Raw genomic sequence first — 26,686 nt, 5'->3', positions numbered from 1 at the left:
CTCGGTTGACGTTGTTCATCGACCGGCCTCGTCGGGGTGCGCCTTGTCTTTGACGGACGACGGCCGGTAGACGTGGAAGCCCGGCGGAGCGAGGTCGTCGTGAGGTTGGTCCGGGGCCGGCGCCGACGGCGAGGACGCGGACGCGGGCGCCGATGGCGGGGACTCGGACGCGGGTGTCGATGGCGCCGCAGAGGTTGCCGATGGTGGATGTGCGGGTGGCGACAGGTCTTGGGGGGCGGCGCTGGAGCGGGAGAACAGGCGGCGCTTGCGGCCGGCCGGTTTTCTCGGCGACGGGGGTGCGGCCGGACGGGATGCCGGGGACGCGGACGGATGTTGCGGGGATGGGGCCGCTCCTGGGAACACCGGGATCGGTTCCGTGGGTGGTTCGGCGGTCCTGGGTGGTTCGGAGGCCCTGGGTGGTTCGGGGGCCCTGGGTGGTTCGGCGGCCGTGGGTGGTTCGGCGGCCGTGGGTGGTTCGGCGGCCTTGGTGGGTTCCTCCATTGCGAGGGTGTCCTCCGCGGCGATGTCTGGGCGACCGTGCAGTCGCTCGCCGCGGAGGCGGGTTGCCGCGATCGTGCCGCGGATCGCCGCGGCTACTGCGAAGAGGGCGGCCACGAGGATGCCCAGGCGGCCGTTGAGCGGGATGATGCCGACCGCGCCGCCGACCACCCAGGCGATCATCAGCACGGTTTCCGAGTGGGCGAACGCGCTGGCGCGCAGGCGTTCGGGGACGCGTTCCTGGATGCTGGCGTCGACGGCGAGCTTTGAGATGCCGCTGAAGACGGACGCCACCAGGGACAGCAGGGCCACCATCGGCAGGGTGAAGAAGAGCGCGGTCAGCACCGCCACGGCGGCCGTGATGGTGAGGCCGATTGATTGCAGGGCTGCCGGGCGGTGGATGTGCAGCCGGGTGCCGATCGCGGTGGCGAGGAACGTGCCGACCGCCAGGGCGCCGCCGACCAGGGCCACAGCTCCCTGGCTGCCGATGTCGCGTCCGAAGAGTTCGGTGCCGAGGCCCTCGGCCTTCACCGCGAACGCGAGATAGAGCAGGAGGAAGCCGTACAGGCAACGGAAGCTGGCGCTGCCGATCAGGGTGCCCACGACCAGGCTTCCCGACAGCGGCCGGTCGGGGCCGCGGCGCAGGCGCAGCATGGCGCGGAACGGGCGGGGCACCTCCTCGGGGGGATCCGAGTCGGCCCTCGGCGGCAGGCGCAGCGCGATCACCATGGCGACCAGGAAGATGATCGATGAGACCCGCAGCGGCCACTGCGGACCGATCTTGAACGCGAGCAGGCCGACTGGTGCCACCACCGCGCCCGCGAAGGTGCCGTAGACGCTGGCCCGGGCGCCGACCTGGGAGAGACCGACGCCTTCCGGCAGGAGGCGGGGGACGGCCGCGGACCGGGCCACACCGTACGCCCGGGAGAGCGCGAGCACGCCGAATGCCGCCGGATAGAGTCCCCAGCCGAGCAAATTGTCGGAGATGACGTATGCCAGGAATGCGCGGCCGAGCATCGCCGCGGCGAGGGCATACCGCCGGCCGTGGCGGAAGTGGTCGAGCAGCGGGCCGACCACCGGCGCCAGCAACGCGAACGGCACCATCGTGATGAGCAGGTAGAGCGCCACCTTGCTGCGTGCCTCGCCGAGCGGCACGTTGAAGAAGATCGTCCCGGCCAGGCCGATGGCGATCAGGGTGTCGCCGGCGCAGGAGAGCGCGTGCAGGTCGAAGAGGCGGATCATGCCGATCTCGCCGGCCGCGCCACGGGCTCGGGCGGCGCCCACCCGGCGGGTCGCCCAGGCGCTGCCGCGCAGCCCGCCTCGCACCAGCATCCGCAGAGCCTTGATGCCGGTGCCGACGGTGCGTCCGAGTGTAGGAAGCAGCGGCATCGCCCCATCCTGTCGCATCGCCGCGACCCGCGTCGCCTCCCCCTGCCCGACCCCGCGCCCGCGCCGGGCGTCCGCGCCGTCGCCGTGCCATACCCCAGTGCCGGACGTCTGCGCGTGGTCTCTGAGCCGGACTCCCGTGCGTGGCCTCTGGGCCGGACTCCTGCGCTCGATCCCCGCGCTCGATCCCCGTGCTCGATCCCCGCGCTCGATCCCCGTGCTCGATCCCCGTGCTCGATCCCCGTGCTCGATCCCCGTGCTCGATCCCCGTGCTCGATCCCCGTGCTCGATCCCCGTGCTCGATCCCCGTGCCAGACCCCCGTTCAGACGTCTGTGCTGTTGCCGTGCCGGACACCCGTGTGGGACGTCTGCGTCGATACCGTGCCGGATTTACGCGGCCGGTCCCGGTGCCGGGCTCCCGTGCCTGGCGTCTGTGGTTGCCGTGCCGGACGCCTGCGTTTCCGCCCTTGCCGGGCGTTCGCGGAGAGCGCTCACGGCGTGCCGGCACCCATGTGGGGGAGTCGTTGCCACGGAGGTTGGTCGGTGGGGGACAATGAGCCGGTGACGACCAGGACCGCTGCGAACCGTGCCGCTCGACTCGACCAGGTCTGTGCCGACGCGGTCGGTGTGGCGCGAGGTGCCATCACCGATGTGGACCAGGCCGACATTGGCGAACATCTGGAGGCGGTGGCCGAGGGCGACCGGATCGTCACCCACTTCTTCGAGAGTCACCTGGCCGGTTATCAAGGCTGGCGGTGGGCGGTCACCGTGACCCGGGTGCCCCGGTCGCGACACGTCACCGTCTGCGAGACCGTGCTGCTGCCCGGCCCCGACGCGCTGATGGCCCCGGGCTGGGTGCCGTGGAACGAGCGGGTGCAGCCGGGCGACCTCGGTGTCGGCGACCTCATGCCGACCTCGCCCGATGACGACCGGCTCGCGCCCGGCTATGTGCTCAGTGACGATGCCGCGGTCGAGAGCGTCTCGTGGGAGCTCGGGCTGGGCCGGTCCCGGGTGATGTCGCGCGAGGGCCGCATCGAGACGGCTCAGCGGTGGTACGAGGGCGACTCCGGCCCGGAGGCCCCGATCGCCACCGCGGCGCCCCGCAACGCCCGCTGCGGCACGTGCGGCTTCTACCTGCCGTTGGCCGGGGCCATGCGGTCGATGTTCGGCGTGTGCGGCAACCTGTATGCCCCCGACGACGCCCGGGCGGTCAGTGCCGACCACGGCTGCGGCGCCCACTCGGAGGCGCTGCTCGGCGCGGCGGAGCAGCCGGTCGAGGAGCTGCCGACCGTCTACGACGACAGTGAAGTCGAGGCGGTGGCCGTGAGCCGCGGCCACGGCTCCGTGGAGGCGAGCGAGCCCGCCGAGGACTACGGCCACAGCTGACCCCGGAGCCGGCCACAGCGAAAGCGCCAGCACCGTCCGAGGCAAGACCGGTCCGACCGCAGCGACTAAAGCCCGCACTGCGGCGACTAAGCCGGGGCACCGCAGCGGTCAAAGCCGGCCGAGGCCGGCGCCATGAGATCGGTCGGGCGTCATGAGATCGGGCGGGCGCCTTGAGGCCGGGCGGGTGCCAAGACGGGCGCTCAGCCCTGCTCGGTTACCTTGAACTCGGGGTGGCTCAGGGCACGCCGGCGACGGCGGTTGGCGTCGTGTCGGAGCATGGTGAGCAGGCCGGGGATGCCGAGGAGGAAGCCCGCCAGGCAGGTCCACTGCCAGTCGTCGGGTGCGTCGGCCAGGAGCAGGATCACCCCCACGACGGCGAAGGCCGCGATGCCGCCCAGGGCGAAGGGCACCATCGGCGGGTCGAGGGGTTCGGGCCGTGGCTTGGTGCCGGTCACCGCGTCCAGCCCGGGCACGTGCGACTCCTCGGCGGTGCCGGGTGGGGCTGCGTGCGGTGCGGGGGACAGGTCGGCCACGAGAATGAGGGTACGTCCCGTGAGATCGCCCGTCAGGAGTCGTGACGGTTGTAACAGTTCTGATCTTCTGTCGGGCCCGAGGTTCTGCTTCGATGCGCCTAACACCCGCTACTGCCGTGTGGAAGGGCTCCGATGTCCACTGCCTCCGCCGATGCGAATGACGACACTTCTCCGCGTACCCATCGCAATGGTTTTGATCGGTTTTTTGAGATCTCGGCCCGTGGTTCGAATCTTGGCCGGGAGGTCCGTGGCGGCCTTGCCACCTTCTTCACGATGGCTTACATCGTGGTGCTCAACCCGCTGATTCTCGCCGCGGGCGTGGACGCGACCGGTGCGCGGCTGCCGATCGCGGCCCTCGCCGCCGGTACGGCCCTGGTCGCCGGCGTGATGACGATCCTGATGGGCGTCGTGGCCCGGTTTCCGTTGGCGCTCGCGGCGGGGCTCGGGGTGAACGCGCTGGTCGCGTACGAAATCGCGCCCGAGATGACCTGGGCCGACGCGATGGGTCTGGTGGTCATCGAGGGCGTGGTGATCGCGGTCCTGGTGTTGACCGGGCTGCGGACCGCGGTGTTCCGGGCGGTGCCGACCCCGTTGAAGACCGCGATCGGCGTGGGGATCGGCCTGTTTCTGATGATGATCGGTCTGGTGGACGCCGGGTTCGTGCGGCGGATACCGGACGCGTCAGGCACGACAGTGCCGGTCGAGCTGGGCATCGGCGGCAAGCTGACGACCTGGCCGCTGCTGGTGTTCTGCCTGGGGCTGCTGTTCACGCTGATCCTTTTCGTCCGCCGGGTGAAGGGCGCGATCCTGATCGGCATCCTGGCGACGACCGTGCTGGCCGTCGTCGTCGAGGCGATCGCGCACGTCGGCCCGTCCTTCGTCGATGGGAAGCCGAACCCCGATGGCTGGTCGCTGAACGTTCCTACGCTGCCGGACAAGGTTCTGGCCGTCCCGGATCTGTCGCTGCTGGGCGAGTTCAACGTGCTGGATTCGTGGAGCCGGGCGGGCTGGCTGGTCGTCATCATGTTCGTGTTCACGCTGCTGATCACCGACTTCTTCGACACCATGGGCACGATGGTGGCCGTGGGTCAGGAGGGTGACCTGCTGGACGCGGAGGGCATGCCGCCGCGGACGCGGGAGATCCTGCTGGTCGACTCCGTCGCGGCGGCGGCGGGCGGCGCGGCGAGCGTTTCCAGCAACACGTCGTTCATCGAGAGCGCGTCGGGTGTGGCCGAGGGGGCGCGTACGGGCGTAGCCAACCTCGTGACCGGCGTGTTGTTCCTGCTGGCGATGTTCCTGGCGCCGCTGGTCACCGTGGTGCCGTTCGAGGCGGCGTCGACGGCTCTGGTGGTGGTCGGCTTCCTGATGATGACGGCGGTGCGGCAGATCGACTGGACGGATCCCGAGATCGCGATCCCCGCGTTCCTCGCCATCACGCTGATGCCGTTTACCTATTCGATCTCGAACGGCATCGGCGCGGGCGTCGTCTCGTACGTCGTCATCAAGCTTGCCGTCGGCAAGGCCCGGCAGGTCACACCGCTGTTGTACGGCGTGGCCGTACTCTTCGTCCTGTACTTCCTGCGTGGCCCGCTGGAATCGGCGCTGTTCTGAGCGCCGGGCCCGGTGACTACGGTCATAGTCGAATCAGATGTCGTTAGCCAAGCTCATTAGCTAGGCTAATCAACGTGATGGAGCGGTCGGTCGTGGAGCTTTCAGCCGAGCAACTGGCCATCTCGCTGCGCGAGGCGATCACCCGGCTCAGTCGCCGGGTGCGCCAGACCCGGCCCATCGGTGATCTCACGTTCAGCCAGCTCTCGGCGCTGACCAGCCTTCAGCTGTCCGGGCCGCTGACTCCGCGTGAGCTCGCCGATGTGGAGCGGGTGCAGCCGCCGACGATGACCAAGATCGTCGGCAAGCTGGAGGAGCGCGGCCTCGTGGCGCGTACGCCCCACCCGACCGATGGCCGTCAGGTGTTCCTGATGGCGACCGAGCGGGGCCGGGTCGTCTACGCGCAGTTCGAGGAAGCGCGCAACGAGTGGCTGGCGAGGCAGCTGGCCGAGCTCACCCCGGAGGAACGCGACACGCTCGAGCGGGCCGCGCGGATCCTGCAGCAGGTCGCCCGGTCCTGAAAGACCCCGCTCCTGTCGTTCCGTCACATGGCGATGACGCGTACGACACCGAGGGGGAGGCGCAGCCGAGTGCGGGCAGTGCTGAGCACGACATTCCGGTCCTTGCAGGTTCCTAACTACCGCATCTTCGCGACCGGTCAGCTCGTGAAGCTGGTCGGCGTCTGGATGATGTTCACGGCGCAGGACTGGCTGGTGCTCGACCTCTCCGGCAACTCGCCGGGCGCCCTGGGCCTGGTCACGGCCGTGCAGTTCCTGCCGGTGCTGCTGCTGACCCTCTGGGGCGGCAAGCTCGCCGACCGGTACGACAAGCGCGCCCTGCTGATCGTCACGAACGCGATCTTCGCAGTCACCGCGATCGTCTTCGCCGCCCTCGTGGCCGGTGGCGTCGTGGTGCTCTGGCACGTGTTCCTGTTCGCCCTGTTGCTCGGCGCCGCCAGTGCCGTCGAGACCCCGGTCCGGCAGGCGTTCGTGTCCGAGTTGGTGGAGCTGCCGCTGCTGCCGAACGCGCTGGCGTTGTCCGCGGCGACGTTCAACACCGCTCGGATCGGCGGGCCGGCGCTGGCCGGTGTCGCCCTCGCGCTGTTCGGCACCGGCCCGGTGTTCCTGATCGCCACGGTGCTGGCGATCGCGCCGGTGTTCAGCTACTGGCGGATGCGCCCGGCGGACCTCCACCGCTCCGGCAAGCCGGTCAAGGCCGGCGACGCGAAGATCATCGACGGTCTTCGGTACGTCTGGAAGCGGCAGGATCTGTTGCTGCCGATCGGGCTCATGGCGGCAATCGGCATGATCGGTTTCAACTTCCCGGTCACCCTGGCCGCCCTCGCGAAGATCAACTTTCATGCCGGGCCGTCGACGTTCGGCCTGCTGACCACGGCCCTGGCGGCCGGAGCGCTCGTCGGGGCGCTCGCCGGCAGCGGGCGGCGCAGCAGGCCGGGTGCCTACCGGGTGCTCGGCGCGGCGCTGGCCTTCAGCGTCTTCGAGGTGGCGGTGGGCTTCGCGCCGACGTTCGTCGTCGCGATGATCCTGCTCGTGCCCACCGGCTTCTTCTCGATCTACCTGGCCCAGGCCTGCAACCACCGCGTGCAGATGGGCGTGGACGCGCGCTACCGGGGTCGCGTGATGGCGCTCTACGTGCTGGTATTTCTGGGTACGACACCGCTGGGCGCGTCGCTGTCCGGCTGGTGGGGCGAGCACTTCGGGGTGCCGTCGAGCATCTGGGCGGCGGGCGTCTTCTGCCTCTTGGCGACCGTGGCGGCCCTGCTCTGGCAGCTGCGGGCCAGCGGTGACCGGTTGAGCGTGCAGGCCGACCCGCGGCCTCGGCTGACCCTGATCCGCACCCCCGAGGCGGAGGAAGACCGGCCCGCCGTCGCTGCCTGATCGCTCAGTGGGTGGTCTCGCAGGATGACGTGTACGAGGCGGCTTCCGCGGTGGCGATCGCGGCCTCTCCGGCGCGGATCGCCGCGAGAAGGGTGTGGTGCTCCTTGTATTCGTCCGGGCTGAGCGTGGCGCCGAAGTGGCCACGCAGCGACTCCCTGATCACCTGGCCCAGGTCGGCGTAGAGCTCGATCAGCACCTCGTTGTGGGAGGCCGCCACCACGGCCTGGTGGAATGCCGCGTCGGCGTCCACGAACGCGTCCCGCTCGCCCGCCGACCAGGCCCGCTCCCGCAGGGCGTAGAGCGTCTCCAGCCGGCTCAGGTCGTCCTCGGTGCGCCGGCGTGCGGCGAAGCCCGCGGCGGCCGCCTCGAGCGTGCCGCGGAGCTCCCGCACGTGGGCCGGGTCGGCGGTGGCGAACCGGCGTTGCATGACGCCAGCCAGCTCGCTGGTGGCCACGACGTAGGTGCCCGAGCCCTGCCGGATGTCCAGGAGGCCGTTGTGGGCCAGCGCCCGCACGGCCTCGCGGACCGTGTTGCGGGCCACGCCGAGCAGGGTGACCAGCTCGGGCTCGGTGGGGATGCGGTGGCCGACCGGCCACGCGCCCGAGGTGATCTGATGCCGCAGCTCGGCGATGACGCGGCCGGACAGTGATTCCGCTCTCGGGACCGGACCCAGATTCATCCCATGATTCTATGATGGGTCCATGACGTTGACCAGTACCGTCCGCCCGGTTGTCGGCAGCATTCCCGCCGCCGATAGCAGTTCCATCGCGAGCGGTGGTGGTGGCGGCCGCTTCGCGGTGCGCGGCCGGGGCCTGGCCATCGCGGCGCTGGTGCTCGCGGCGATCAATCTGCGTCCCGCCGTGGCCAGCCTGGGGCCGGTGCTTGCCGAGGTGCGGGAGAGCTTCGGCATGAGCGCGACCGTTGCCGGTCTGCTCACGTCCGTACCGGCGCTGTGCTTCGCGGTGGTCGGTGCGACCGCGCCCCTGCTCGCCCGCAGGTGGGGCACGGCCGGAGCCGTCGCCGTCGGCGCGACGGCCCTGGCGCTTGGATTGGCGGTGCGCCCCTGGGCCGGCGGCACGCCGCTGTTCCTGGCGATGTCCGCGCTGGCGTTCGCCGGGATCGCGCTTGCCAACGTGCTGCTGCCCGTCGTCGTCAAGCAATGGTTCCCGGACCGGGTCGGCGCCATGACGGGCCTCTATTCGGTCGCCCTCAACCTCGGCGCGTCCACCGCGGCCGCGGTCACGGTGCCGCTGACCGGGGCGTTCGGCGGCGACTGGCGGCTCGGCCTCGGCGTCTGGGCGGTGGCGGCGGCGCTGGCTCTGCCACTTTGGATCCGGCTCGCGCGCGACCGCACCCGGGAACGCCCGCTGCCGGCGGCCGCCGGAACCGTCGCGGCCGCCCGACCCGCCGGGCCGCGGCTGTGGCGTGAGCCCGTGGCCTTGGCGCTCGCCGTCTTCTTCGGGCTTCAGTCCACCGCGGCGTACGTGATCATGGGCTGGCTTCCCCAGATCTTCCGGGACGCGGGCCTGCCGGCGAGCACCGCCGGCCTGTTGTTCGCGGTCATCGCGCTGCTGGGAGTGCCGTTGTCGTTCGGGCTGTCCGCGGTGGCGGGTCGGCTGCCGCGCCAGAGCGGGGTCGCCGTCGGCCTGGGGCTGTTCGGCCTTGCCGGTTTCGCCGGACTGGCCGTCGCGCCCGCCGCGGCGCCCTGGGTGTGGGCGGTTCTGCTGGGCATCTCCAACAGCGCGTTCCCGCTCTCGCTGACGATGATCGCGCTGCGCGGTCGCGACGCCTCCGTCGTGGTGCGGCTGTCCGCCTTCGCGCAGAGCGCCGGATATCTGCTGGCGATCCCCGGGCCGATCGTCGTCGGCGCGCTCTACCAGCACAGCGGGAGTTGGCGGGTGCCGCTCGCACTCATGACGGCCCTCATGGTGCCGCAGATGATCGCCGGTTACCTCGCCGGCCGCGACCGTCGGATCGGCTGACCGCGGGAGGCGATGTCAGTCGGGAACCTGGCAGACCCAGTCATCCGAACGGCCCTCTCGGTCGCGGCCCACGACCGCCTAGCGTCATGCCGTGGGCATCACGCACCTCATGGTCGTCGCGGCGCTGCTGGTGTTGCTGTTCCTCCCGTGCGCGGTCGCCATTGTGGCCTGCGCCGACGGGCTCACCGGGCGCCGCTTCCAGGGCCGGGACCCTCGGCAGGAGACCCGCGCCCTGCGTAGCCTCGACCGCCGGCTCAACGCCGAGGACCCGCCGCTGCCGCCGGTGCGTGGCCCCGGCGTCGAGGAACTGGCCGCCGACCTGCGGCGCCTGGGGCGGCAACGACGCAGCGGTCCCACCGCCGAGTCCGCCGCCTGGTTGGCCGCGGTGATCCGGGCGTACGACCGCCGCCTGTCGCTGGCCAGTGAGGCCCTGGGCCTCCCGCATCACCTGAGCGCGCTCGACGGGATGGACCTCGACCTGGAGCGGATGCGGGTGGAGGAGGAGCTGCGGGCCGCGGGGATGCGCCTGCGCTAGGGTCACCCGCGTGCGACTCTTCGTGGCGATCTATCCACCGGACGACGTCCGCGGAGACCTGAGGCAGCGACTCGACTCCGCGGCGCACCGGGTCCGCCTGACGGCGGTGGAGAAATGGCATGTGACGCTCGCGTTCCTCGGTGAGGTGTCCGAGGAGTGCCGGCCCGGCCTCGAAGACGCCCTCGGCGGGGTCTCCGTGCCGCGCGGACGCGAGCTGCGCCTGCGTGGCGGTGGTGGATTCAACGGCCGGGTGACGTGGGCGGGAGTTGACGGAGAGCTGGGTGATCTCAGCGCGGACGTTCGAGCGGCCGCGCGAAGCGTCGGATTGTCACCGGACGACCGGCCGTACACACCGCATCTGACCGTCGCATATGCACACGACGACGCCCTGCGGCAGACGCTCGAGAGCTATGCCGGCTCACCCTGGACTCTCGATGAGTTCGCGCTGGTGCGCGTGGAGCCGGACGGCGCCTACACCACCCTGCGTGCCTGGTAGCTCAGGAGCTTTCGCGGGCCGCGGGGCCGCCGCCGAACAGCACGTCGTCCCAGCTCGGCAGGCGCTTGCGGGGCTTCGCCGTCTCCTCGGCGTCGGACTCGCCGGACTGGGCGCCCACGGTGCGCCTCGGCCGCAGCACGGCCAGGCTCGGCACCGCGGGAACCTCCTTGGGCAGGTCCGCGTCGTCGTCGAAGGCGGAACCGGCGCCACCGCCGAGCAGCGCCGCGGCGCCGCCCGCGACCGGGCGCCGGGACTCCTGCGCCGCCGGCTCGAGGCCGCGGCCGGGACGGTCGCCGCCCAGCGGGCGGTCGAGCGAGGCCAGCAGGGCGTCGCGTCCGGCGCGGATCGGGTCGCGCATCGGGCGAGGCGAATCCGCCGCCGCCGGCAGGCCGCGCCCGCCGCGGCTGGGCTCCGCCGTGCGGCTCGGACCGGGCAGGCCGTGCCCGCCACGCTCGTGTCCGCCCCGCTCGGGGGCGGGCTCCTGGCCGAGGATCTGGGTCGGACGCTCGGCGCACAGGTACTGCGCCATGTCGTCGTGCGGCGAGACGACCTGGCGGCCCTTGTCGAGGTCCCAGAGCGCCTGCGCGGTGGCCTTGCCGGACGGCCACGTGGCGACGATGCGCCAGGTGCCGTCGTCGCGGCGGAACGCGTCCCAGGAGATCTTTTCCGTGTCGATGCCGTGTTGGGCGAGGCGACTGTCGACCACCTCGGCCAGCGGCGCGCCGGAATCCGACGTCTTCAGTCGGGTGCGGCGGGCGTGCTGGGCAAGCATGGCCCGCTCCTGCAGCACCGGGCCGGCGTAGCGCAGTACCCGGTCGACCGGCACACCCGCGACGCGCGCGACGTCCTCGGCGGACTCGCCCGAGCGGATCCGTGCCTGGATGTCGCGTGGCGACAGTGTCGCCATGGACTCGCCAGACAGGGCCACCGCCGTGCTGTTCGGGGTCACGGTGCCGGCGCCGCCCTCGTGATGCAGGGCGCCGCTGACACGGTCGTCGATGGGGAGTGCCAGGAGCCGGCCGACCTCGTCGGCGAGCACCAGGGCCTGACCGTCCTCGGAGAGAGCGACGAAGCGTACTGGCCGCATGCGTTGCCTCCGTCCCGTCGCTGGCCTGTTCCCGAGAGTCAGCCACCCGGGCGCGATTCTCCAACACGGTACGCGCCTCGGTCACCCAATGGTGGTATGCCACGCCGTCGAAGTCATTGACCAGCGAAGATGATCTTCAACGGATAACGCCTTGCCCCGGTGCGGCGGGGGGCCTAGAAAGGCGGCATGACCGTCGAACTCCGCCCGGTGACCAAGGACGACTTCCGCGCCATCATCAAGCTGGAGGTCGCGCCCGAGCAGGCCGGGTTCGTGGCGCCGAACGTCGTCGGCATCGCCGAGACCCACATCTATCCCGAGGCTGAGCCGCGCGCCGTCTACGCGGATGGCGAACTGGTCGGTTTTGTACTGTTGCACCCCGGGGAGCGGCCTGGGGAACACGTCCTCGTCCGGCTGATGATCGACCACCGGTTCCAGGGGCGCGGGCTCGGGCGGCAGGCGCTCGAGGCCGCCGTCGGCTACGCCGTCCGCGAGCACGAAGCCGAGACCGTACGCCTCAGCTTCGTGCCGTCCAACGACCGCGCCCGAGCGCTCTATCTCTCGGCGGGCTTCACGGAGACCGGGGAGATCGACGACGGGGAGACCGTCATGGTCCGCAAGGTCACAGGCGACCGACGATGAAGTCGATGCAGCGGGTGAGCGCCTCGACGTCCGCCGGGTCCACGGTGGGGTAGAGGGCCACGCGCAGCTGGTTGCGGCCCAGCTTGCGATAGGGCTCGGTGTCCACGATCCCGTTGGCGCGCAGCACCTTGGCGATCACGGCGGCATCCACGCCGTCCACGAAGTCGATCGTGGCGACCGCATTCGAGCGCAGCGCCGGGTCGGCGACGAAGGGGGACGCCACGGCGGAGCGGTCCGCCCAGCCGTAGATGGCCGCCGCGCTCTCGGCGCTGCGTTTGCTCGCCCAGGCGAGGCCGCCCTGCGCGTTCATCCAGTCGATCTGCTCGGCGGCGAGGAAGACGGTGGCCAGCGCGGGGGTGTTGTAGGTCTGCTCGAGACGGGACTGCTCGATGGCGGTGACGAGGTCGAGGAACTGCGGGATGTAGCGGCCCGACGCCTTGATCTCGTATGCCCGCTCGATCGCCGCCGGCGACATCAGGGCGATCCAGAGTCCACCGTCGGAGCCGAACGCCTTCTGCGGCGCGAGGTAGTAGACGTCGGTCTCGGTGAGGTCGACCTCCAGGCTGCCGCCGCCCGAGGTGGCGTCGGTCAGCAGCAGCGCGCCCGGGTCGGCGCCCGCGACCCGCTTGACCGGCACGGCGACGCCGGTCGACGTCTCGTTGTGGACGCTCGCGTACGCGTCGACGCCCGCCTCGGCACTCAGGTAGGCCGCGCTGCCACCCGGCGCCTTGTGCACGGTCGGCTCGGCGAGGAACGGCGCGTCGGTGACCGCCTTGACGAACTTGGCACCGAACTCACCGAACTCGGCGAACTGGGCCTTGTCGCGGATCAGTCCGAACGTGGCGGTCTCCCAGAAGGCGCTGGTGCCGCCGTTGCTGATGATCACCTCGTATCCGTCCGGAAGGGAGAAGAACTCCCCGATCCCCGCACGCAGGCGGGCCACCTGCTCCTTGACCGATTTCTGTCGGTGCGAGGTGCCCAGGAAGGTCGTCGCCACCCGGCTGAGTGCCTCGACCCCCTCCGGGCGGACCTTGCTCGGCCCGGACCCGAACCGGCCATCGACGGGCCTGAGGTCGTCGGGGATGCGGATCGGATCAGTCACGGGGGGTCCTTCCAAGCGGTGGCGAAGCGATTACAGATTATGCGGGACCGCGTCCCAGCCCTCCACGTCCTGCGGCTTGCGGGTGGGCGGTCCGACATAGAGCGCACTCGGCCGCACGATGCGACCGAGCTTCTTCTGCTCCAGGATGTGCGCGCTCCAGCCGGCCACCCGGGCACAGGTGAACATCGAGGTGAACATGTGCGACGGGACCTCGGCGAAGTCGAGCACCACCGCGGACCAGAACTCCACGTTGGTCGCCAGCACCCGGTCGGGCTTGCGCGCCTGCAACTCGGCGAGGGCGGCGCGTTCCAGCGCCTCGGCCACCTCGAAGCGGGGAGCACCCAGCTCCTGGGCCGTGCGCCGCAGCACCCGCGCCCGCGGATCCTCGGCGCGATAGACGCGGTGGCCGAAGCCCATCAGGCGTTCGCCGCGGTCGAGGACACCCTTGACGTATCCCTCCGCGTCGCCGCTGCGCTCGACCGCCTCGATCATGTGCAGCACGCGGGAGGGCGCGCCGCCGTGCAGCGGCCCGGACAGCGCGCCGATGCCGGAGGAGATGCAGGCGGCGGCGTCCGCGCCGGTGGACGCGACGATCCGCGCGGTGAAGGTGGAGGCGTTGAGCCCGTGCTCGGCGGCGGAGATGAAATAAGCGTCGACCGCCTTGACGTGCCGGGGATCCGGCTCGCCCCGCCAGCGCTTCATGAAGCGCTCGACGATCGTCTGTGCCTTGTCGATGTCCTTCTGCGGCACCGCCGGCAGACCCAGCCCGCGAGCGGCCTGCGCCACGAACGACAGGGCGGTCACCGACACCCGCGCCAGGTCGGTGCGGACCTGCTCGTCGTCGATGTCCAGCAGCTGGGAGAGCCCCCAGTACGGCGCGAGCATCGCGACAGCGGACTGCACGTCGACGCGGATGTCGCCCGAGTGCACCGGCACCGGGAACGGCTCGGCGGGCGGCAGTCCCGGCCCGAACCGGCCGTCGACCAGCAGCGCCCACACGCTGCCGAAGGACACCTGGCCGATCAGGTCCTCGATGTCGACTCCCCGGTAGCGCAGGGAGCCGCCGTCCTTGTCGGGCTCGGCGATCTCGGTCTCGAAGGCGACGACGCCCTCGAGGCCCGGCTTGAAATCGGACACGACGCCTCCTGGGGAGTCCGGCTGGTCGAAGCCGTGGGTGTCTCATCTTGCCCGCCGGCGACCTGGCGGTCGACCCGCAGGAATGTGCTGTCTGCGACACCTATCCTTCCCGAGGGGACGCGGCGGCGTACACGACTTAGGTTCGTTGGGTCGATCGGGGGAAGGAACGCATGTGACGTCGGACCAGCAGTCACCTGCCGCGATGCGGCGCGACTACACCGAGCGCGGGGAGCTGCTCGAGAACGACCTGGCCGCGACCTGGCCGGAGCAGTTCTCCCGTTGGTTCTCCCAGGCGCTGGAGTACGCCCTGCCCGAGCCCAACGCCATGATCGTCGCGACAGCGGACGCCGCCGGCCGGCCGAGCGCCCGCACCGTGTTGCTGAAGGACTATGACGAGCGCGGCTTCGTGTTCTTCACCAATTACACGTCGCGCAAGGGCGCCGAGGCGCAGGCGAATCCGCAGGCGAGCCTGGTGTTCCCGTGGTTTGGAATGCAGCGGCAGGTCATCGTCTGCGGCGAGGTGGAGAAGGTGGACCGGGCCGAGACCGAGGCCTACTTCGCGAGCCGGCCGCGCGGTTCCCGGCTCGGCGCCTGGGCGAGTCCGCAGAGCCGGGTGGTGCCGGACCGGGCCGCCGTCGACGCGGGACTCGCGGCCGCCGCCGAGCGCTTCGGCGACAGCGACGTGCCCGCACCGCCGCACTGGGGTGGGCTGCGGGTCGTGCCGGAGACCGTCGAGTTCTGGCAGGGGCGCAGCAACCGCCTGCACGACCGGCTCCAGTATCGCCGTGCCGGCGGGAACTGGGTCGTCGAGCGGCTGGCTCCGTGAGCCAGGAGCCCGTCGAGGCCGCGGAGAAGGTCGTCGAGGAGCGCGACGGCAAGGGCTGGATGATCGACGTACGGCCGCTGCGCGAGCGCGCGTACCGGCGGATGTGGGTCGGCAACGGCGTCTCCTACTTCGGCTTTCAGTTCACCGCGGTGGCCGTGCCGGTCGAGATGTTCGCGATCACGCACTCGTCCGCCTGGGTGGGTCTGCTCGGCATCGCCGGGCTCGTACCCCTGCTGATCTTCGGTCTCTGGGGTGGCGCCGCCGCCGACGTGGTCGACCGGCGCAAGCTGCTGCTCGCCAGTTCGACCCTGGCCTGGCTGTCCACGGTCGGCCTGCTGGTGCAGGCGCTGCTCGGGGCGCGCAGCGGGGTGCTGCTCCTGGTGCTCACCGCCGTGCAGTCGGCGGGTTTCGCGATCAGTTCGCCGGCCCGGCAGGCGATCATCCCGCGGATCGTGCCCGCCGCGCTGGTGCCCGCGGCCAACACCCTCGCCTACACCACGACGACCGCGGGCGGAGTTCTCGGCCCGCTCGCCGCGGGCCTCATCTTCGGCACCTGGTCGACCGGCACCGGCATCACCATCGCGTACGCCGTGGACGCCGCGCTTTTCACCATCTCCTTCTGGGCGGCGTACAAGCTCCCGCCCATCCCTCCGGTGCATGACGACCACCCCGAGAAGCCCACCGCGGGTCTGCGCGGCATCGTGGACGGCCTGCGGTTCCTCGCCACCCAGCCGGTGCTCCTGCTCTCCTTCGCGATCGACATCGTCGCGATGGTCCTGGCGATGCCCCGGGCGCTGTTCCCGGAGATCGCCGAGGACCGGTTCGGCGGCGGTGCCGCCGTCGGCTGGCTGTTCGCCGCGATCGCGATCGGCTCGGTGCTCGGCGGCCTCACCTCCGGGTGGATCGGCCGGGTCCGGCGCCAGGGCGTCGCCTTGATCGTGGCGGTGATCGGCTGGGGCGTAGCGGTCGGCCTCGCCGGGCTGGCGACCTCGCTGTGGCTGATGGTGGCGTTGCTGGCGGTCGGCGGCGCGGCGGATCTCGTCAGCGCGGTCTACCGGCAGTCGATCCTCCAGGTCTACGCGCCGGACCGGCTGCGCGGACGGCTCCAGGGCGTCTTCACGGTCGTCGTAGCCGGCGGCCCGAGGCTGGGCGACCTGCGTGCGGGCGCCACCGCGGACTTCGCGGGACCGACGGCGTCCTGGGCGGGCGGTGGATTCGCCGCCGCCGGGCTGGCCGTGGTGCTGGCCCTCGCCTTCCCGGCACTCGGTCGCTACCGTCCCCCCGCCGACGCTGACGCGAACCGATAATGTCCCATGCATGACAGATGTCGTGGCGGCGAAGTCTGGGACTCAGTGGACGATCGAAGCGGACGGCCATCGGGCGACGGTCGCCGAGGTCGGCGGTGTGCTGCGCGGCTATGCCGTGGGCCCGGTCGAGGTGGTGGACGGCTTCGGGCCGGATGAGATCTCGCCCGCCTCGGCGGGTCAGCTCCTCGCACCGTGGCCCAATCGCATCCGCGATGGGCGCTACACCTTCGAGGGCACGACACATCAGCTGCCGCTCACCGAGCCGGGCAAGCACAACGCGATCCACGGACTGACCAACTGGTCCCGCTGGCGGCTCGCCGAGCGGACGCCGGAGTCCGTCACGCTCGAGTTCGATCTGCCGGCGCAGGTCGGATATCCGTGGTCGCTCACGCTGCGGACCCGGTGGAGCGTCGGCGCCGACGGGCTCCGCTCGGACCAGGAGGTCACCAACACCGGCGACGCCAACGCGCCGTGGGGCTTCTCGGTCCATCCCTACCTGCGGTTGCCGGGCGTGGCGGTGGACGACACCCTGCTGAGGGTGCCGGGCCGCAGCAAGGTGCTCACCGACAACAGGCTGCTGCCGATCGGCGCGGTCAAGGTGGCCGGCGGCGAATTCGACTACACCGAGCCACGCCGCATCGGCGCGGCCGCGCTCGACACGACCTGGGGAGACCTGATCGCCGACTCGGACGGCGGCTCGTCGGTCACCATCGCGGCGCCCGACGGCAGCCGGTCGGTGACCGTCTGGGGCGACGGGAGCTTCAAGTGGTGGCAGGTGTTCACCGGTGACACGCTGAGCGGCGAGCGGTTCCGGCGATCGTGCGCGATCGAGCCGATGACCTGCCCGCCGGACGCGTTCCGGTCCGGGCGTGACCTGGTGGTGCTGGCGCCCGGGCAAGGCTGGCGGGGGTCCTGGGGCATCCGGGTGGCGGGCTGAGCCGTGGAGTTCGACGAGGTCCTGCGCCGGCGCAGAATGATCCGCACGTACGACCCCGACCGTCCCGTGCCACCGGAGCTTGTCGACAAGCTGATCAAACACGCGCTGCGGGCGCCGTCGGCGGGCTTCTCCCAGGGCTGGGGCTTCCTGGTGCTTCAGCGGCCGGAGGACCGGGAGCTCTACTGGTCGGTCACCGCCGCCGAGGGGCTCGCGGACGGCTGGCTGCGGCGGATGAGCACCGCGCCGCTGATCATCGTGGCGCTCTCCAACAAGTCGGTCTATCTCGACCGGTACGCCCAGGCCGACAAGGGCTGGACCGACCGCGACGAGCGGCGGTGGCCGGTGCCGTACTGGGACGTCGACACCGGCTTCGCCGCGCTGCTCATGCACCTGACCGCCGTCAACGAGGAGCTGGGTTCGCTGTTCTTCGGCGTACCGGCGGATCGGGTCGGTGCCTTTCGGGAGGCCTTCGGCGTGCCGGAGGAGTTCACGCCGGTGGGAGCGCTGGCGGTGGGGTACCCGATGGCCGATAAGAGGTCACCGTCACTACGCCGTGGGCACCGTCCGGTGGACGAGGTGGTGCATCATGGCCGATGGAACGCCACGGGGGCGTCTGGTGGGAACAACACCTGAGCACAGGTGACGGCGTCGAGGACGGCGCCGGTCGTTAGGCTGGCGGCTCGCTAGGCTGACAGGCGTACCTGCCCGTTTGCCGGGTAAGGCCAGAGCGAGGACCTGAGGGGAGCGTGCCGTCGTGATCTTCAAAGCGGTGCGGGACGGAGCGCCGTACCCCGACCATCACACGACGCTGAAGGCGTGGGCAGAGATCCCACCCCGGCCGATCCGGCTGGCCGACCTCATCACCACCAAGCGTGAGCTGGCGCTCGACAAGCTCCTCGCGGAGGACTCGACGTTCTACGGCGACCTGTTCCCGCACGTCGTGGAGTGGAACGGCGGCCTCTATCTCGAGGACGGGCTGCACCGCGCGTTGCGGGCGGCCCTGCAACAGCGCAACCAGATCCACGCCCGAGTACTCGTCATCGACAACTAACGCTGTTAGTTTTACTCCATGGCCGTCTCACCACTGGATCTGCTCGACCTCGACGAACTCCTGAACGACGAGGAACGCGACGTCCGGGCGCTGGTGCGCCGGGTCGCCGACGAGCGGGTCCGCCCGCACATCGCCGACTGGTACGAGCGCGGCGAGGTGCCCGTCCGCGAGCTCGCCCTCGAGTTCGGCAAACTCGGCCTGCTCGGCATGCACCTCACCGGGTACGGCTGCGCCGGCGCCTCCGCGGTCCAGTACGGCCTCGTCTGCATGGAGCTGGAGGCCGCCGACTCGGGCGTCCGGTCCCTGGTGTCGGTCCAGGGCTCCCTGGCCATGTATGCCATCTGGAAGTTCGGCAGCGAGGAGCAGAAGCAGCGGTGGCTGCCGGGCATGGCCGCCGGCGAGCTGATCGGATGCTTCGGACTGACCGAGCCCGATCACGGCTCCGACCCGGGCACGATGGCGACCCGGGCCCGCCGCGACGGCGACGACTGGGTGCTGCACGGCGGCAAGATGTGGATCACCAACGCGCCCCTCGCCGACGTGGCGGTGATCTGGGCCCGCGCGGACGAGGGCGTGCTCGGCTTCGCCGTGCCGACGACCACCCCCGGCTTCTCCACGCGCGAGGTGAAGAAGAAGCTTTCGCTGCGCGCCTCCGCCACCGGTGAGATCACCCTCGATGACGTACGCGTGCCAGACTCCGCCCGGTTGCCGCTCGCCCGCGGCCTCAAGGGTCCGCTGACGTGCCTCACCGAGGCCCGGTTCGGCATCGTCTGGGGTGCCCTCGGCGCGGCCCGGGACTGCCTGGAGACCGCCATCGCGTACGCGGGGGCCCGCGAGCAGTTCGGCCGCCCGATCGCCGGGTTCCAGCTCACCCAGGCGAAGCTGGCCGACATGGCGCTGGAGCTGCAGAAGGGCTACCTGCTGGCGCTGCACCTCGGCCGGCGCGCCGATCTCGGCGGGCTGCGGCCCGAGCAGGTCAGCGTCGGCAAGCTCAACAACGTCCGGGAGGCGATCAAGATCGCTCGGCAGTGCCGGACGATCCTCGGCGCCAATGGGATCAGCGGTGAGTATCCGGTGCTCCGGCATGCCAACAACCTCGAAAGCGTGCTCACGTACGAGGGAACTTCGGAGATCCACCAGCTCGTCATCGGGCAGAAATTGACGGGTTTGAACGCATTCGGAGGTTGAGCGGCTGCGACTGTCGTACCCCTTCCGTACCTTGGGAAGCAGGGCAGCGAGAGGAAGAGGTGTCCGGCGATGGCAAATCCGTCCGGCGTCGACGAGCCGACCAGCGAATATCCGGCCATCGAGGAGCCCACCTCGGTGACCGCGCCCACGACAACATCGCCGACCGAGGCTCCCGCGGCCGAGCCGCGAGGACCCGGCGCGTTCGCCCGGGTGGTCATCTTCACCGGGGTCGTCTTCGCGCTCATCGTGGCGCTGTGCCTCGGCCTTCGGGCGATGAACGTGCTACCCGGCTTCGACAACCCGTTCTCCGACAAGACCACCGACCGCAGCCAGCCGGTCCTGCTGCAGTCGATGCGCGACCTGAGCCGCTACGTGGCCGCCGACGGCACGTTCCAGGTCATCGTCGACCTGCAGGAGAACAAGGAGAACGTCCCCGACTTCCTGCTCAACAAGCGCACACTCTTCGTCGGCTCCGGCACTGTCGAGGAGTACGTCGACTTCGGCCAGCTCTCCTCGGGCGCCCTGACGGTCGACGAGGAGAACAAGACGGTCCACCTCAAGCTGCCGGCCCCGCAGCAGGGGCAGGCTGCCCTCGACATGCAGCGCAGCTATGTGGTGGCGGAGGAACGGGGTCTGCTCAACCGGATCGGGGACGCCTTCTCCAGCGACCCCAACCAGCAACAACGGGTCTACCAGCTCGCCCAGGAGCGGATCACCGAGGCCGCCCGGAGCAGTGGGCTCGACCAACGTGCCCGGCAGAACACCGAGAGGATGCTGGTCAGCCTCTTCGAACGGCTCGGCTATACGAAGGTCACCGTCGAGTTCACGAGTCCGTGACCCGATGACGACGGTGGCCGACGCCCGGGGAGGGACGCCGGCCACCGCGCGGGTGTTGCGCCGGCCGCGACCCGTCAGGCGACGCTGCCCGGGACGCGTTTACTCGGGCGGTGAGCTGGACGAGTGGCAGGACGCGTTTGCGGTCACTCGTTGGGGAGCATGGCCCACAGGACGAGGTAGACGAGGAACTGCGGGCCGGGCAAGAGGCAGGAGATGACGAAGATCAGGCGCATCGTGCCCGAGCCGATGCCGAAGCGGCGGGCGAGGCCGGAACACACGCCGGCGATCCATCGGTCGTCGCGGGGGCGAGCCAGACGGCGGGCCATGTCATCCACTCCTTCAATGTCGGCCGGGCGGGGTGCCTGACCTGCAATCCACAGTACGAGCGCGCCGCCGCCCCGACCTCGGTCCGCAGGGGGAGAAGGCGGCTCGCGTTCCCGTAAGGGCTCCCCGTAGCCGGCCCTCGCCGCTGTTAACATTCGGGGCGAATGCCGCCCCTACTCTCTGCGACTGGGCGGTTCTGGTGGGAGGGATGCCGCGGTGACGCTCGCCGTGTTGTGCGGCAGCGCCGGCAACGATCTCGACCCGGCCGCAGCCGCCAGGCTCGCCGGCGAGCTCACCGCCGGACTGACCGCGGCCGGAGCCTCGGCCGTGCTGACCGTGGGCGGTGATGATCTTCCGCAGCAGCTCAGGGAGATCGCCAGGATCGTCGCCGAGGCCGGCGAACCGGTCCTGTTGTGCGCCGACGACCTGGTCGCGCATCCGAGTCTGCTCTGGACCCTGGCTACCGAGCCGGCCGGGCGCAGCACCGCCCTCGTCGTCGCTACGGAGCGTGGCACCGGAGGCGACCTCAGGGAGGATCGGGGTCGGCTGGTCGCGGCCACGGACGGCCCCACCCGATTCATGGGCGCGCTCTACCTCGCACCCGGTGACCTCCGCCTCACCGCGGCCGCCGCCGAGAAGGCGATCTCCACCGCCGGAGCCGCGGTCGGCGCAAACAACGCCGCCGGGAATGGCGCCGCCCGGACCAACGCAGCCCGGACCAACGCGGTGGGGGTCAGCGGGGCTGGGGCCAACGCCGCTGGGAGCGGTGTCGTGGCTGGGGGCGGCGGCGCGGGCGGCGGGAACGCGCTCGACCTCCTGCTTCCCGCGCTGCTCGATGCTGGGATGGTGCCGATCGCGACCCGGGTGCGGCTGCTGCGTGCCGCGCGGGTGCGCACCGACGCCGAGCTCGCCGCGGCGAGCTCGGCGGTCGAGGCCGTTGACGAGGACAAGGCCCTGCTGCGGCTCGCCGTCAAGGAGAAGGACGACTTCTTCACCACCTATGCGGTGAGCTCCTGGTCCCCGCTGGTTACCAAGCTCTGCGCCCGCGCCGGTCTGACACCGAGCGGCGTCACCGCGCTGTCCGTGCTCTTCGCCGTGGCCGCCGCGCTCGCCTTCTGGCAAGCGTCGCGTCCCGCGATGGTGGCCGGCGCCGTCCTGCTCTATCTCGGTTTCGTGCTCGACTGCGTCGATGGCCAGCTCGCCCGATACACCCGCCGGTTCGGGGCTTTCGGCGGGTGGCTCGACACGATGGCCGACCGGGCCAAGGAGTACGCCGCCTACGCCGGGCTGGCCGCCGGTGCCGACCGGGTGGGCCTGCCGTACGCGTGGCCGCTGGCCATCACCGCGATCGTGCTGCAGACGGTGCGGCACATGACCGACACCTGGTATGGCGCCCTGCACGACGAGGCCGCGGCCCGGCAAGCCGTGGGCACCGCGGGCAATGCCGACGCCGGTGGTGGGGTGGGTGCCCGGCTCAGCCGCGCCTCCAACAAGGTGCAGGCGGACACCGGGTCGGTCGCGTACTGGCTGAAGAGGATCGTGGTTTTTCCGATCGGCGAGCGCTGGGCGTTGATCGCGATCCTGGCGGCTCTGACGAACGGCAGGGTGGCGCTCGCCGCCGTGGTGACGTGGGGGCTGCTCGCCGCGGCGTACACGTTGGCGTTGAGGTCTCTGCGCTCGCTCTCGATGCGCGTCGGTGTGCTGGAGACGGTCGACACGTCGCGGCACCGCGACGACGGCAGGTTGGTGCGCGGCACCGTGAGCGCGGCGGACCTGTCCCGGCCGCTGCTCTGGAGCATGGTCGCGGCGGTCGCCCCGCTGGCGCTGATCGCGGCCGTGGGCTTCGGGTGGGTGCCGGGTGGCACGCGGTGGGGTTCGTGGTGGGGCGGGGCCGCGCACGTCGAGCTGGTGCGGGCGGGCGAGGCCTCGGTCTGGCTCGTGGCGGTTGCCGCGCTGGTGCTCGGTGCCGGGCTGGCGGCCCGGTCCCGGCACGACGGGCCGCTCGACTGGCTCGTGCCGGCCGGGCTGCGTGCCGCGGAATACCTGCTGGCGGTGGCCGTCGCGGTCATCTGCGCGGTGCCGCCGCCGGTCGTGTTCGCGCTGCTCTTCGCGCTGGCGCTGCATCACTACGACCTGACGGCCCGGATGGAGAAGGCCGCGCCTGACCTGGAGGCGAAGCGCGCCCTGCTGGGCTGGGACGGGCGGGTCGTGTTGCTGGTGCTCTTCGCGCTGGCCGGTGTCGCGACGGCCGGCGAGTTGCTGATGGCGGCCGGCGTCGGCCTGCGATTTCTCACGGGAGCGGTCCGGGACTGGCGGACCGGGGGGAACCGATGACGCTGCTCAGCGTGGTCGTGCCGGTCTACAAGGTGCAGGGCTACCTGCGGCAGTGCCTGGACTCGCTGGTGGGGCAGAGTTTCACCGACTTCGAGATCGTGGCGGTGGACGACAGCTCGCCGGACAACAGCGGCGCGATCCTCGCCGAGTACGCCGCCCGCGATCCGCGTGTGCGGGTGGTGTCGCTGCGGGAGAACGTCGGCCCCGGCCGATCCCGCAACGCCGGACTCGAGCACGCGGTGGGCGATTACGTGTGGTTCGTCGACGGCGACGACTGGCTCGCGCGGGGCGCGCTGGGCGCGGTCGCCGCCCGGATCGCCGAAACCGCCGTGGACGTGCTCGTCGTCGGATTCGACAGGGTGCACTGGGACGGCCGCGTCGAGAGCCAACAGGACGGCCGGCTGCTCGCCGAGGCGCCGCAGATCTTCACGGCGCGGGAATACCCGCGCATCATGAACGTGCTGCACGTCGCCTGGAACAAGGTCGTGCGCCGCGAACTGTTGCTCAAGCTGGAGCTTCGCTTCGACGAGGGCTGGTACGAGGACGTCTCCTTCACCTTCCCCCTGCTCGCCGCGGCGCCGAGGATCAGCAGCCTGAGCCGGATCTGCCTGCACTACCGGCAGCGCCGGACCGGGGCGATCACCCGTACCCTCGACGATCGGCATTTTGAGATTTTCGGCCACTGGGCGCAGGCGATGGCGCTGGTGGACGGGCACGCCGACCAGGCTGAGGCGCTGCGTCCGGTGCTCTTCCGGCGCATGATGTGGCACTACTTCGTCGTGCTGAGCAACGCCCAGCGGGTGCGGAAGGCGTCGCGCAAGCGCTTCTTCGACCGGATCACCGAAGACTTCCACCGCTACCGGCCCGTCGGCTACCGACGCCCGGCCGGGGCGATGGGGCTGCGGCACAGGTTCGCGGCCCGTGGCTCCTTCTTCTCGTTCCAGGCGATGCAGCGGGCCATCGGCCTGATCCGGGCCGTCGACCGGGTGCGCCGCGCCCCGGTCGTCAAGGCCGTGAGAACCGCCAAGCGGGTACGGCAGGCCGCCTACCGGTCCTACTACCGACTGCAGCTGCGGCTGCCGGTGGACGAGAAGCTGGCACTGTACGCCGCGTACTGGTATCGCGGGGTGAGCTGCAATCCGGCGGCCATCGCGACCAAGGCCGCCGAGCTCGTGCCCGGTATCCGCACGGTGTGGGTGGTCGGCCGGGGGCGGGAGAAGTCCGTGCCGCCCGGTGTGGAGTATGTGGTGGCGGGCTCGCCGGCGTACTTTCGCGCGCTGGCCCGTGCCCGCTGGCTGGTCAACAACGTGAACTGGCCGAACTGGGTGCGTAAGCGGACGGGCTCGACGCACCTCATGACCCATCACGGCACCCCGCTGAAGATGATGGGCATGGACCAGGCCGACCATCCGGCGGCGGCGAAGGACCAGAACTTCCACGCCCAGATGCGCCGCGCGGACCGCTGGGATTTCAGCGTGAGCGCCAACGCGCACACGACGATCGCCTGGGAGCGCGCTTATCCCTGCCGGTACGAGACGCTCGAGGTCGGCTATCCGCGCAACGACCGGCTGGCGTGCGCGACGGCGGCGGACACCGCGGCTGTCCGGGACAAGCTCGGCCTCGCGCCGCACGAGCGGGTCGTCCTCTACGCCCCTACCCACCGCGAGTGGCTGCCGCTGGACCGGCAGGTGCTGGACGTGGAGGCCTTCGCCGACGCGCTCGGTCGGCATACCGTGCTGCTGGTCCGCGCCCACTACTTCGCCGTGTCCGCCGACCAGGTGCCGACGCGGCGGGGGCGCATTGTGGACATGTCCCCGTACCCGGTGGTGGAGGACCTGTATCTGGCGGCGGATGTGATGGTGACCGACTATTCGTCGGCCATGTTCGACTTCGCCGTGCTGGACCGGCCGCTCGTGATCTTCGCGCCGGACTGGGCGGTGTACCGGGAGCTGCGCGGGGTGTACTTCGACCTGATGAAGCTGCCTCCGGGCGAGGTCGCGACGACCTTCGGCGACCTGGTCGACGTCTTCCGAAGCCGGACCTACGAGGGCGCCGGCGCGGCGACGAAGCGCGCCCGGTTCCGGGAGCGGTTCTGCTATCTCGACGACGGTAGGGCAGCGGAGCGGGTCGTTCGTCGGGTCCTGCTCGGGGAGACCGCGCATCGATAGCTGTGACGGCGCGGTGACGGGCGGTCAATAGCCGTTCACCCGATGGCAGTCCTGCATGCGTCTGGTCACGCTAGGCCATCGTCGCAGCTCGCATGCAGGAGGTTGACGGTGTCCACCGTCGCGCTCAAGGACGTCACGAAGATCTGGCCGGACGGAACGGTGGCGGTCGACAAGGTCGACCTCGAGGTGCGGGACGGCGAGTTCCTGGTGCTGCTCGGCCCTTCGGGCTGCGGCAAGTCCACCATCCTGCGGATGATCGCCGGCCTGGAGGACCCGACGGCGGGCAGCATTCTGCTCAACGGCGAATCGGTGGCGGAGCTGGCTCCCCGCGACCGCCAGATCGCGATGGTCTTCCAGGATTTCGCGCTCTATCCACATATGACGGTCGCCGGCAACATCGGCTTTCCGCTCAAGCTCTCCGGTGTGGAATCCGGTCCCCGTGGTGAGCGGATCGGTGACGTGGCCGCCGCCCTGGGCATCGGCGACGTTTTGGCCCGCAAGCCCACGCAGCTATCCGGCGGCCAGCGTCAGCGGGTGGCGATGGGGCGGGCGATCGTGCGCCGCCCGGGCCTGTTTCTCATGGACGAGCCGTTGTCGAATCTCGACAGTGGGCTGCGGGCCGAGCTGCGTACCGAAATCACGGCTTTGACCCGGGAACTCGGCGTCACCACCATGTACGTCACCCACGACCAGGCCGAGGCGCTGACCATGGCGGACCGGGTCGCGATCCTGCGCGGGGGCGTGCTGCAGGACGTGGGCACCCCGACCGAGGTGTACGGCCGCCCGGCCACCCTCTATGTCGCCGCGTTCCTCGGTTCTCCACGGATGAACCTGCTCGAGGCGTCGGTCTATGTGCACCTCGACCGCTATGTCGTGCTCGACCTTGGTGAACAGGTGCTCTACCTGCCGTGGAGCGACATCCGCGCCCGGGCGATCGCGCGCTATCACGGCGAGCGGATCGTGGTCGGCATGCGGGCCGAGGCGCTCACTCCGGTCGCTCCCGACGCCCCGGGCGACGTGCTCCGCGGCAGGATCCGATATCTGGAGCACCACGGCCACGAGTCGCTGGCCTTCCTCGACATCGGTGCGACCGCGATCGTCGTCGACGAGGCGGGCAAGGGTGTGGCCGACGCCGTGCCCTCGGGTGGGGCGTTGAGCCGCGTCGGCGGTGCCTTGCAGCGGCTTGCCGGGCGGTCGGACCGGGCCGTGCGCGAACGCCCCGAAGCGCAGCGGGTCTCGGTGCTCAGCGACCCGGGACGGCATCACCGGCGGCCGGCCGAGGTGGCGGTGCGGCTGGCTCCGTACCCGGCCGTGTCGCCCGGACATTCGCTGGCGGTCGGCGTACGGATGGATGCATTGCATTTCTTCGACGAGCGCGGCGACCGCATTGATGTCGGTTGGCGCTGAGAACGACATTTCGCTCATTC

General features: G+C 71.0%; 25 protein-coding genes. 18 read left to right on the top strand and 7 right to left on the bottom strand.

What is annotated here, in order from left to right; all coding sequences use genetic code 11:
• Positions 1 to 15: 15 nt before the first annotated feature.
• Positions 16 to 1,887: an MFS transporter gene (locus AB0M36_RS26120; RefSeq protein ID WP_364161992.1), complete on the bottom strand. Its 1,872-nt coding sequence runs from the start codon at positions 1,885 to 1,887 to the stop codon at positions 16 to 18.
• A 507-nt stretch (positions 1,888 to 2,394) separates the two neighbouring features.
• Here AB0M36_RS26120 and AB0M36_RS26115 point away from each other — a divergent pair.
• The gene (locus AB0M36_RS26115) at positions 2,395 to 3,270 is read left to right on the top strand and encodes a DUF3027 domain-containing protein (protein WP_364161989.1); all 876 of its coding nucleotides are present in this window, start codon (positions 2,395 to 2,397) and stop codon (positions 3,268 to 3,270) included.
• 200 nt (positions 3,271 to 3,470) lie between these two features.
• Here the strand turns inward: AB0M36_RS26115 and AB0M36_RS26110 are convergent, their stop codons facing one another.
• Positions 3,471 to 3,683 carry a DUF2530 domain-containing protein gene (locus AB0M36_RS26110; protein WP_364162388.1) on the bottom strand — a complete coding sequence of 71 codons (213 nt, stop codon included), beginning with the start codon at positions 3,681 to 3,683 and terminating at the stop codon, positions 3,471 to 3,473.
• Between the two features lie 252 nt (positions 3,684 to 3,935).
• Here AB0M36_RS26110 and AB0M36_RS26105 point away from each other — a divergent pair, with 252 nt between their 5' ends.
• The 3 genes from AB0M36_RS26105 to AB0M36_RS26095 all read left to right on the top strand — a co-directional run bounded on the left by AB0M36_RS26105 (position 3,936) and on the right by AB0M36_RS26095 (position 7,309).
• Positions 3,936 to 5,414: an NCS2 family permease gene (locus AB0M36_RS26105; protein ID WP_364161986.1), complete on the top strand. Its 1,479-nt coding sequence runs from the start codon at positions 3,936 to 3,938 to the stop codon at positions 5,412 to 5,414.
• Between the two features lie 77 nt (positions 5,415 to 5,491).
• Entirely contained in the window at positions 5,492 to 5,932 is a 441-nt protein-coding gene (locus AB0M36_RS26100; RefSeq protein ID WP_364162385.1) for a MarR family transcriptional regulator, read from the top strand.
• A gap of 69 nt (positions 5,933 to 6,001) precedes the next feature.
• Complete coding sequence (locus AB0M36_RS26095) at positions 6,002 to 7,309, top strand: MFS transporter (protein WP_364161983.1); 1,308 nt, start codon at positions 6,002 to 6,004, stop codon at positions 7,307 to 7,309.
• A gap of 4 nt (positions 7,310 to 7,313) precedes the next feature.
• Here AB0M36_RS26095 and AB0M36_RS26090 read toward each other — a convergent pair whose 3' ends face one another.
• Positions 7,314 to 7,988, bottom strand: a complete 675-nt coding sequence (locus AB0M36_RS26090) for an FCD domain-containing protein (RefSeq protein WP_364161981.1) — start codon at positions 7,986 to 7,988, stop codon at positions 7,314 to 7,316.
• Between the two features lie 22 nt (positions 7,989 to 8,010).
• Between AB0M36_RS26090 and AB0M36_RS26085 the strand changes: the two genes are divergently transcribed.
• The 3 genes from AB0M36_RS26085 (at position 8,011) to thpR (ending at position 10,322) form a co-directional block, all read left to right on the top strand.
• The gene (locus AB0M36_RS26085; protein WP_364161978.1) at positions 8,011 to 9,291 is read left to right on the top strand and encodes an MFS transporter; all 1,281 of its coding nucleotides are present in this window, start codon (positions 8,011 to 8,013) and stop codon (positions 9,289 to 9,291) included.
• A 91-nt stretch (positions 9,292 to 9,382) separates the two neighbouring features.
• Entirely contained in the window at positions 9,383 to 9,826 is a 444-nt protein-coding gene (locus tag AB0M36_RS26080) for a hypothetical protein (RefSeq protein ID WP_364161975.1), read from the top strand.
• A 10-nt stretch (positions 9,827 to 9,836) separates the two neighbouring features.
• On the top strand, positions 9,837 to 10,322 hold the full coding sequence (gene thpR, locus AB0M36_RS26075; protein ID WP_364161972.1) for an RNA 2',3'-cyclic phosphodiesterase: 486 nt from the start codon (positions 9,837 to 9,839) through the stop codon (positions 10,320 to 10,322).
• 1 nt (position 10,323) lies between these two features.
• On the opposite strand, the gene sepH is transcribed toward thpR, so the two are convergent.
• Complete coding sequence (gene sepH, locus AB0M36_RS26070; RefSeq protein WP_364161969.1) at positions 10,324 to 11,409, bottom strand: septation protein SepH; 1,086 nt, start codon at positions 11,407 to 11,409, stop codon at positions 10,324 to 10,326.
• 186 nt (positions 11,410 to 11,595) lie between these two features.
• Here sepH and AB0M36_RS26065 point away from each other — a divergent pair, with 186 nt between their 5' ends.
• Entirely contained in the window at positions 11,596 to 12,048 is a 453-nt protein-coding gene (locus tag AB0M36_RS26065) for a GNAT family N-acetyltransferase (RefSeq protein WP_364161966.1), read from the top strand.
• On the opposite strand, the gene serC is transcribed toward AB0M36_RS26065, so the two are convergent.
• Entirely contained in the window at positions 12,029 to 13,150 is a 1,122-nt protein-coding gene (gene serC, locus AB0M36_RS26060) for a phosphoserine transaminase (RefSeq protein ID WP_364161964.1), read from the bottom strand. The genes AB0M36_RS26065 and serC overlap by 20 nt on opposite strands.
• Positions 13,151 to 13,180: 30 nt before the next feature.
• Positions 13,181 to 14,287 (bottom strand): citrate synthase 2, encoded by a 1,107-nt coding sequence (locus tag AB0M36_RS26055; protein ID WP_364161961.1) that lies wholly within the window; start codon positions 14,285 to 14,287, stop codon positions 13,181 to 13,183.
• A 202-nt stretch (positions 14,288 to 14,489) separates the two neighbouring features.
• On the opposite strand from AB0M36_RS26055, the gene pdxH reads away from it, so the two are divergent.
• From pdxH to AB0M36_RS26020, 7 genes are all read left to right on the top strand, one after another.
• Positions 14,490 to 15,113, top strand: coding sequence for a pyridoxamine 5'-phosphate oxidase (gene pdxH, locus AB0M36_RS26050; RefSeq protein ID WP_364162382.1), 624 nt, complete (start codon positions 14,490 to 14,492; stop codon positions 15,111 to 15,113).
• 59 nt (positions 15,114 to 15,172) lie between these two features.
• A complete protein-coding gene (locus AB0M36_RS26045) occupies positions 15,173 to 16,420 on the top strand; it encodes an MFS transporter (RefSeq protein WP_364162379.1) in 1,248 nt (415 codons plus the stop codon).
• Positions 16,421 to 16,430: 10 nt separating this feature from the next.
• A complete protein-coding gene (locus AB0M36_RS26040; protein ID WP_364161958.1) occupies positions 16,431 to 17,357 on the top strand; it encodes an aldose 1-epimerase family protein in 927 nt (308 codons plus the stop codon).
• Between the two features lie 3 nt (positions 17,358 to 17,360).
• The gene (locus AB0M36_RS26035) at positions 17,361 to 17,990 is read left to right on the top strand and encodes a nitroreductase family protein (protein ID WP_364161955.1); all 630 of its coding nucleotides are present in this window, start codon (positions 17,361 to 17,363) and stop codon (positions 17,988 to 17,990) included.
• Positions 17,991 to 18,111: 121 nt separating this feature from the next.
• The gene (locus tag AB0M36_RS26030) at positions 18,112 to 18,408 is read left to right on the top strand and encodes a type II toxin-antitoxin system VapB family antitoxin (protein WP_189205918.1); all 297 of its coding nucleotides are present in this window, start codon (positions 18,112 to 18,114) and stop codon (positions 18,406 to 18,408) included.
• An 18-nt stretch (positions 18,409 to 18,426) separates the two neighbouring features.
• On the top strand, positions 18,427 to 19,596 hold the full coding sequence (locus AB0M36_RS26025; protein ID WP_364161950.1) for an acyl-CoA dehydrogenase family protein: 1,170 nt from the start codon (positions 18,427 to 18,429) through the stop codon (positions 19,594 to 19,596).
• 69 nt (positions 19,597 to 19,665) lie between these two features.
• Positions 19,666 to 20,433 carry a DUF4230 domain-containing protein gene (locus AB0M36_RS26020; RefSeq protein WP_364161947.1) on the top strand — a complete coding sequence of 256 codons (768 nt, stop codon included), beginning with the start codon at positions 19,666 to 19,668 and terminating at the stop codon, positions 20,431 to 20,433.
• 143 nt (positions 20,434 to 20,576) lie between these two features.
• Here the strand turns inward: AB0M36_RS26020 and AB0M36_RS26015 are convergent, their stop codons facing one another.
• Complete coding sequence (locus AB0M36_RS26015; RefSeq protein WP_364161944.1) at positions 20,577 to 20,759, bottom strand: PspC domain-containing protein; 183 nt, start codon at positions 20,757 to 20,759, stop codon at positions 20,577 to 20,579.
• 214 nt (positions 20,760 to 20,973) lie between these two features.
• On the opposite strand from AB0M36_RS26015, the gene AB0M36_RS26010 reads away from it, so the two are divergent.
• The 3 genes from AB0M36_RS26010 to AB0M36_RS26000 all read left to right on the top strand — a co-directional run bounded on the left by AB0M36_RS26010 (position 20,974) and on the right by AB0M36_RS26000 (position 26,666).
• The gene (locus AB0M36_RS26010; RefSeq protein ID WP_364161941.1) at positions 20,974 to 23,091 is read left to right on the top strand and encodes a DUF5941 domain-containing protein; all 2,118 of its coding nucleotides are present in this window, start codon (positions 20,974 to 20,976) and stop codon (positions 23,089 to 23,091) included.
• Positions 23,088 to 25,259, top strand: a complete 2,172-nt coding sequence (locus tag AB0M36_RS26005; RefSeq protein ID WP_364161938.1) for a CDP-glycerol:glycerophosphate glycerophosphotransferase — start codon at positions 23,088 to 23,090, stop codon at positions 25,257 to 25,259. The genes AB0M36_RS26010 and AB0M36_RS26005 overlap by 4 nt, the downstream gene beginning before the upstream one ends.
• Before the next feature lie 108 nt (positions 25,260 to 25,367).
• Positions 25,368 to 26,666 (top strand): ATP-binding cassette domain-containing protein, encoded by a 1,299-nt coding sequence (locus tag AB0M36_RS26000; protein ID WP_364161935.1) that lies wholly within the window; start codon positions 25,368 to 25,370, stop codon positions 26,664 to 26,666.
• Positions 26,667 to 26,686 lie beyond the last annotated feature (20 nt).

Origin of the sequence: Actinoplanes sp. NPDC051346 (assembly GCF_040682215.1) — a bacterium.
In the GTDB taxonomy this organism is placed as follows: Bacteria; Actinomycetota; Actinomycetes; order Mycobacteriales; family Micromonosporaceae; genus Actinoplanes.
The sequence above is the reverse complement of the archived record's forward strand: the minus strand, read 5'-3'. Positions and strand labels throughout refer to the sequence as shown.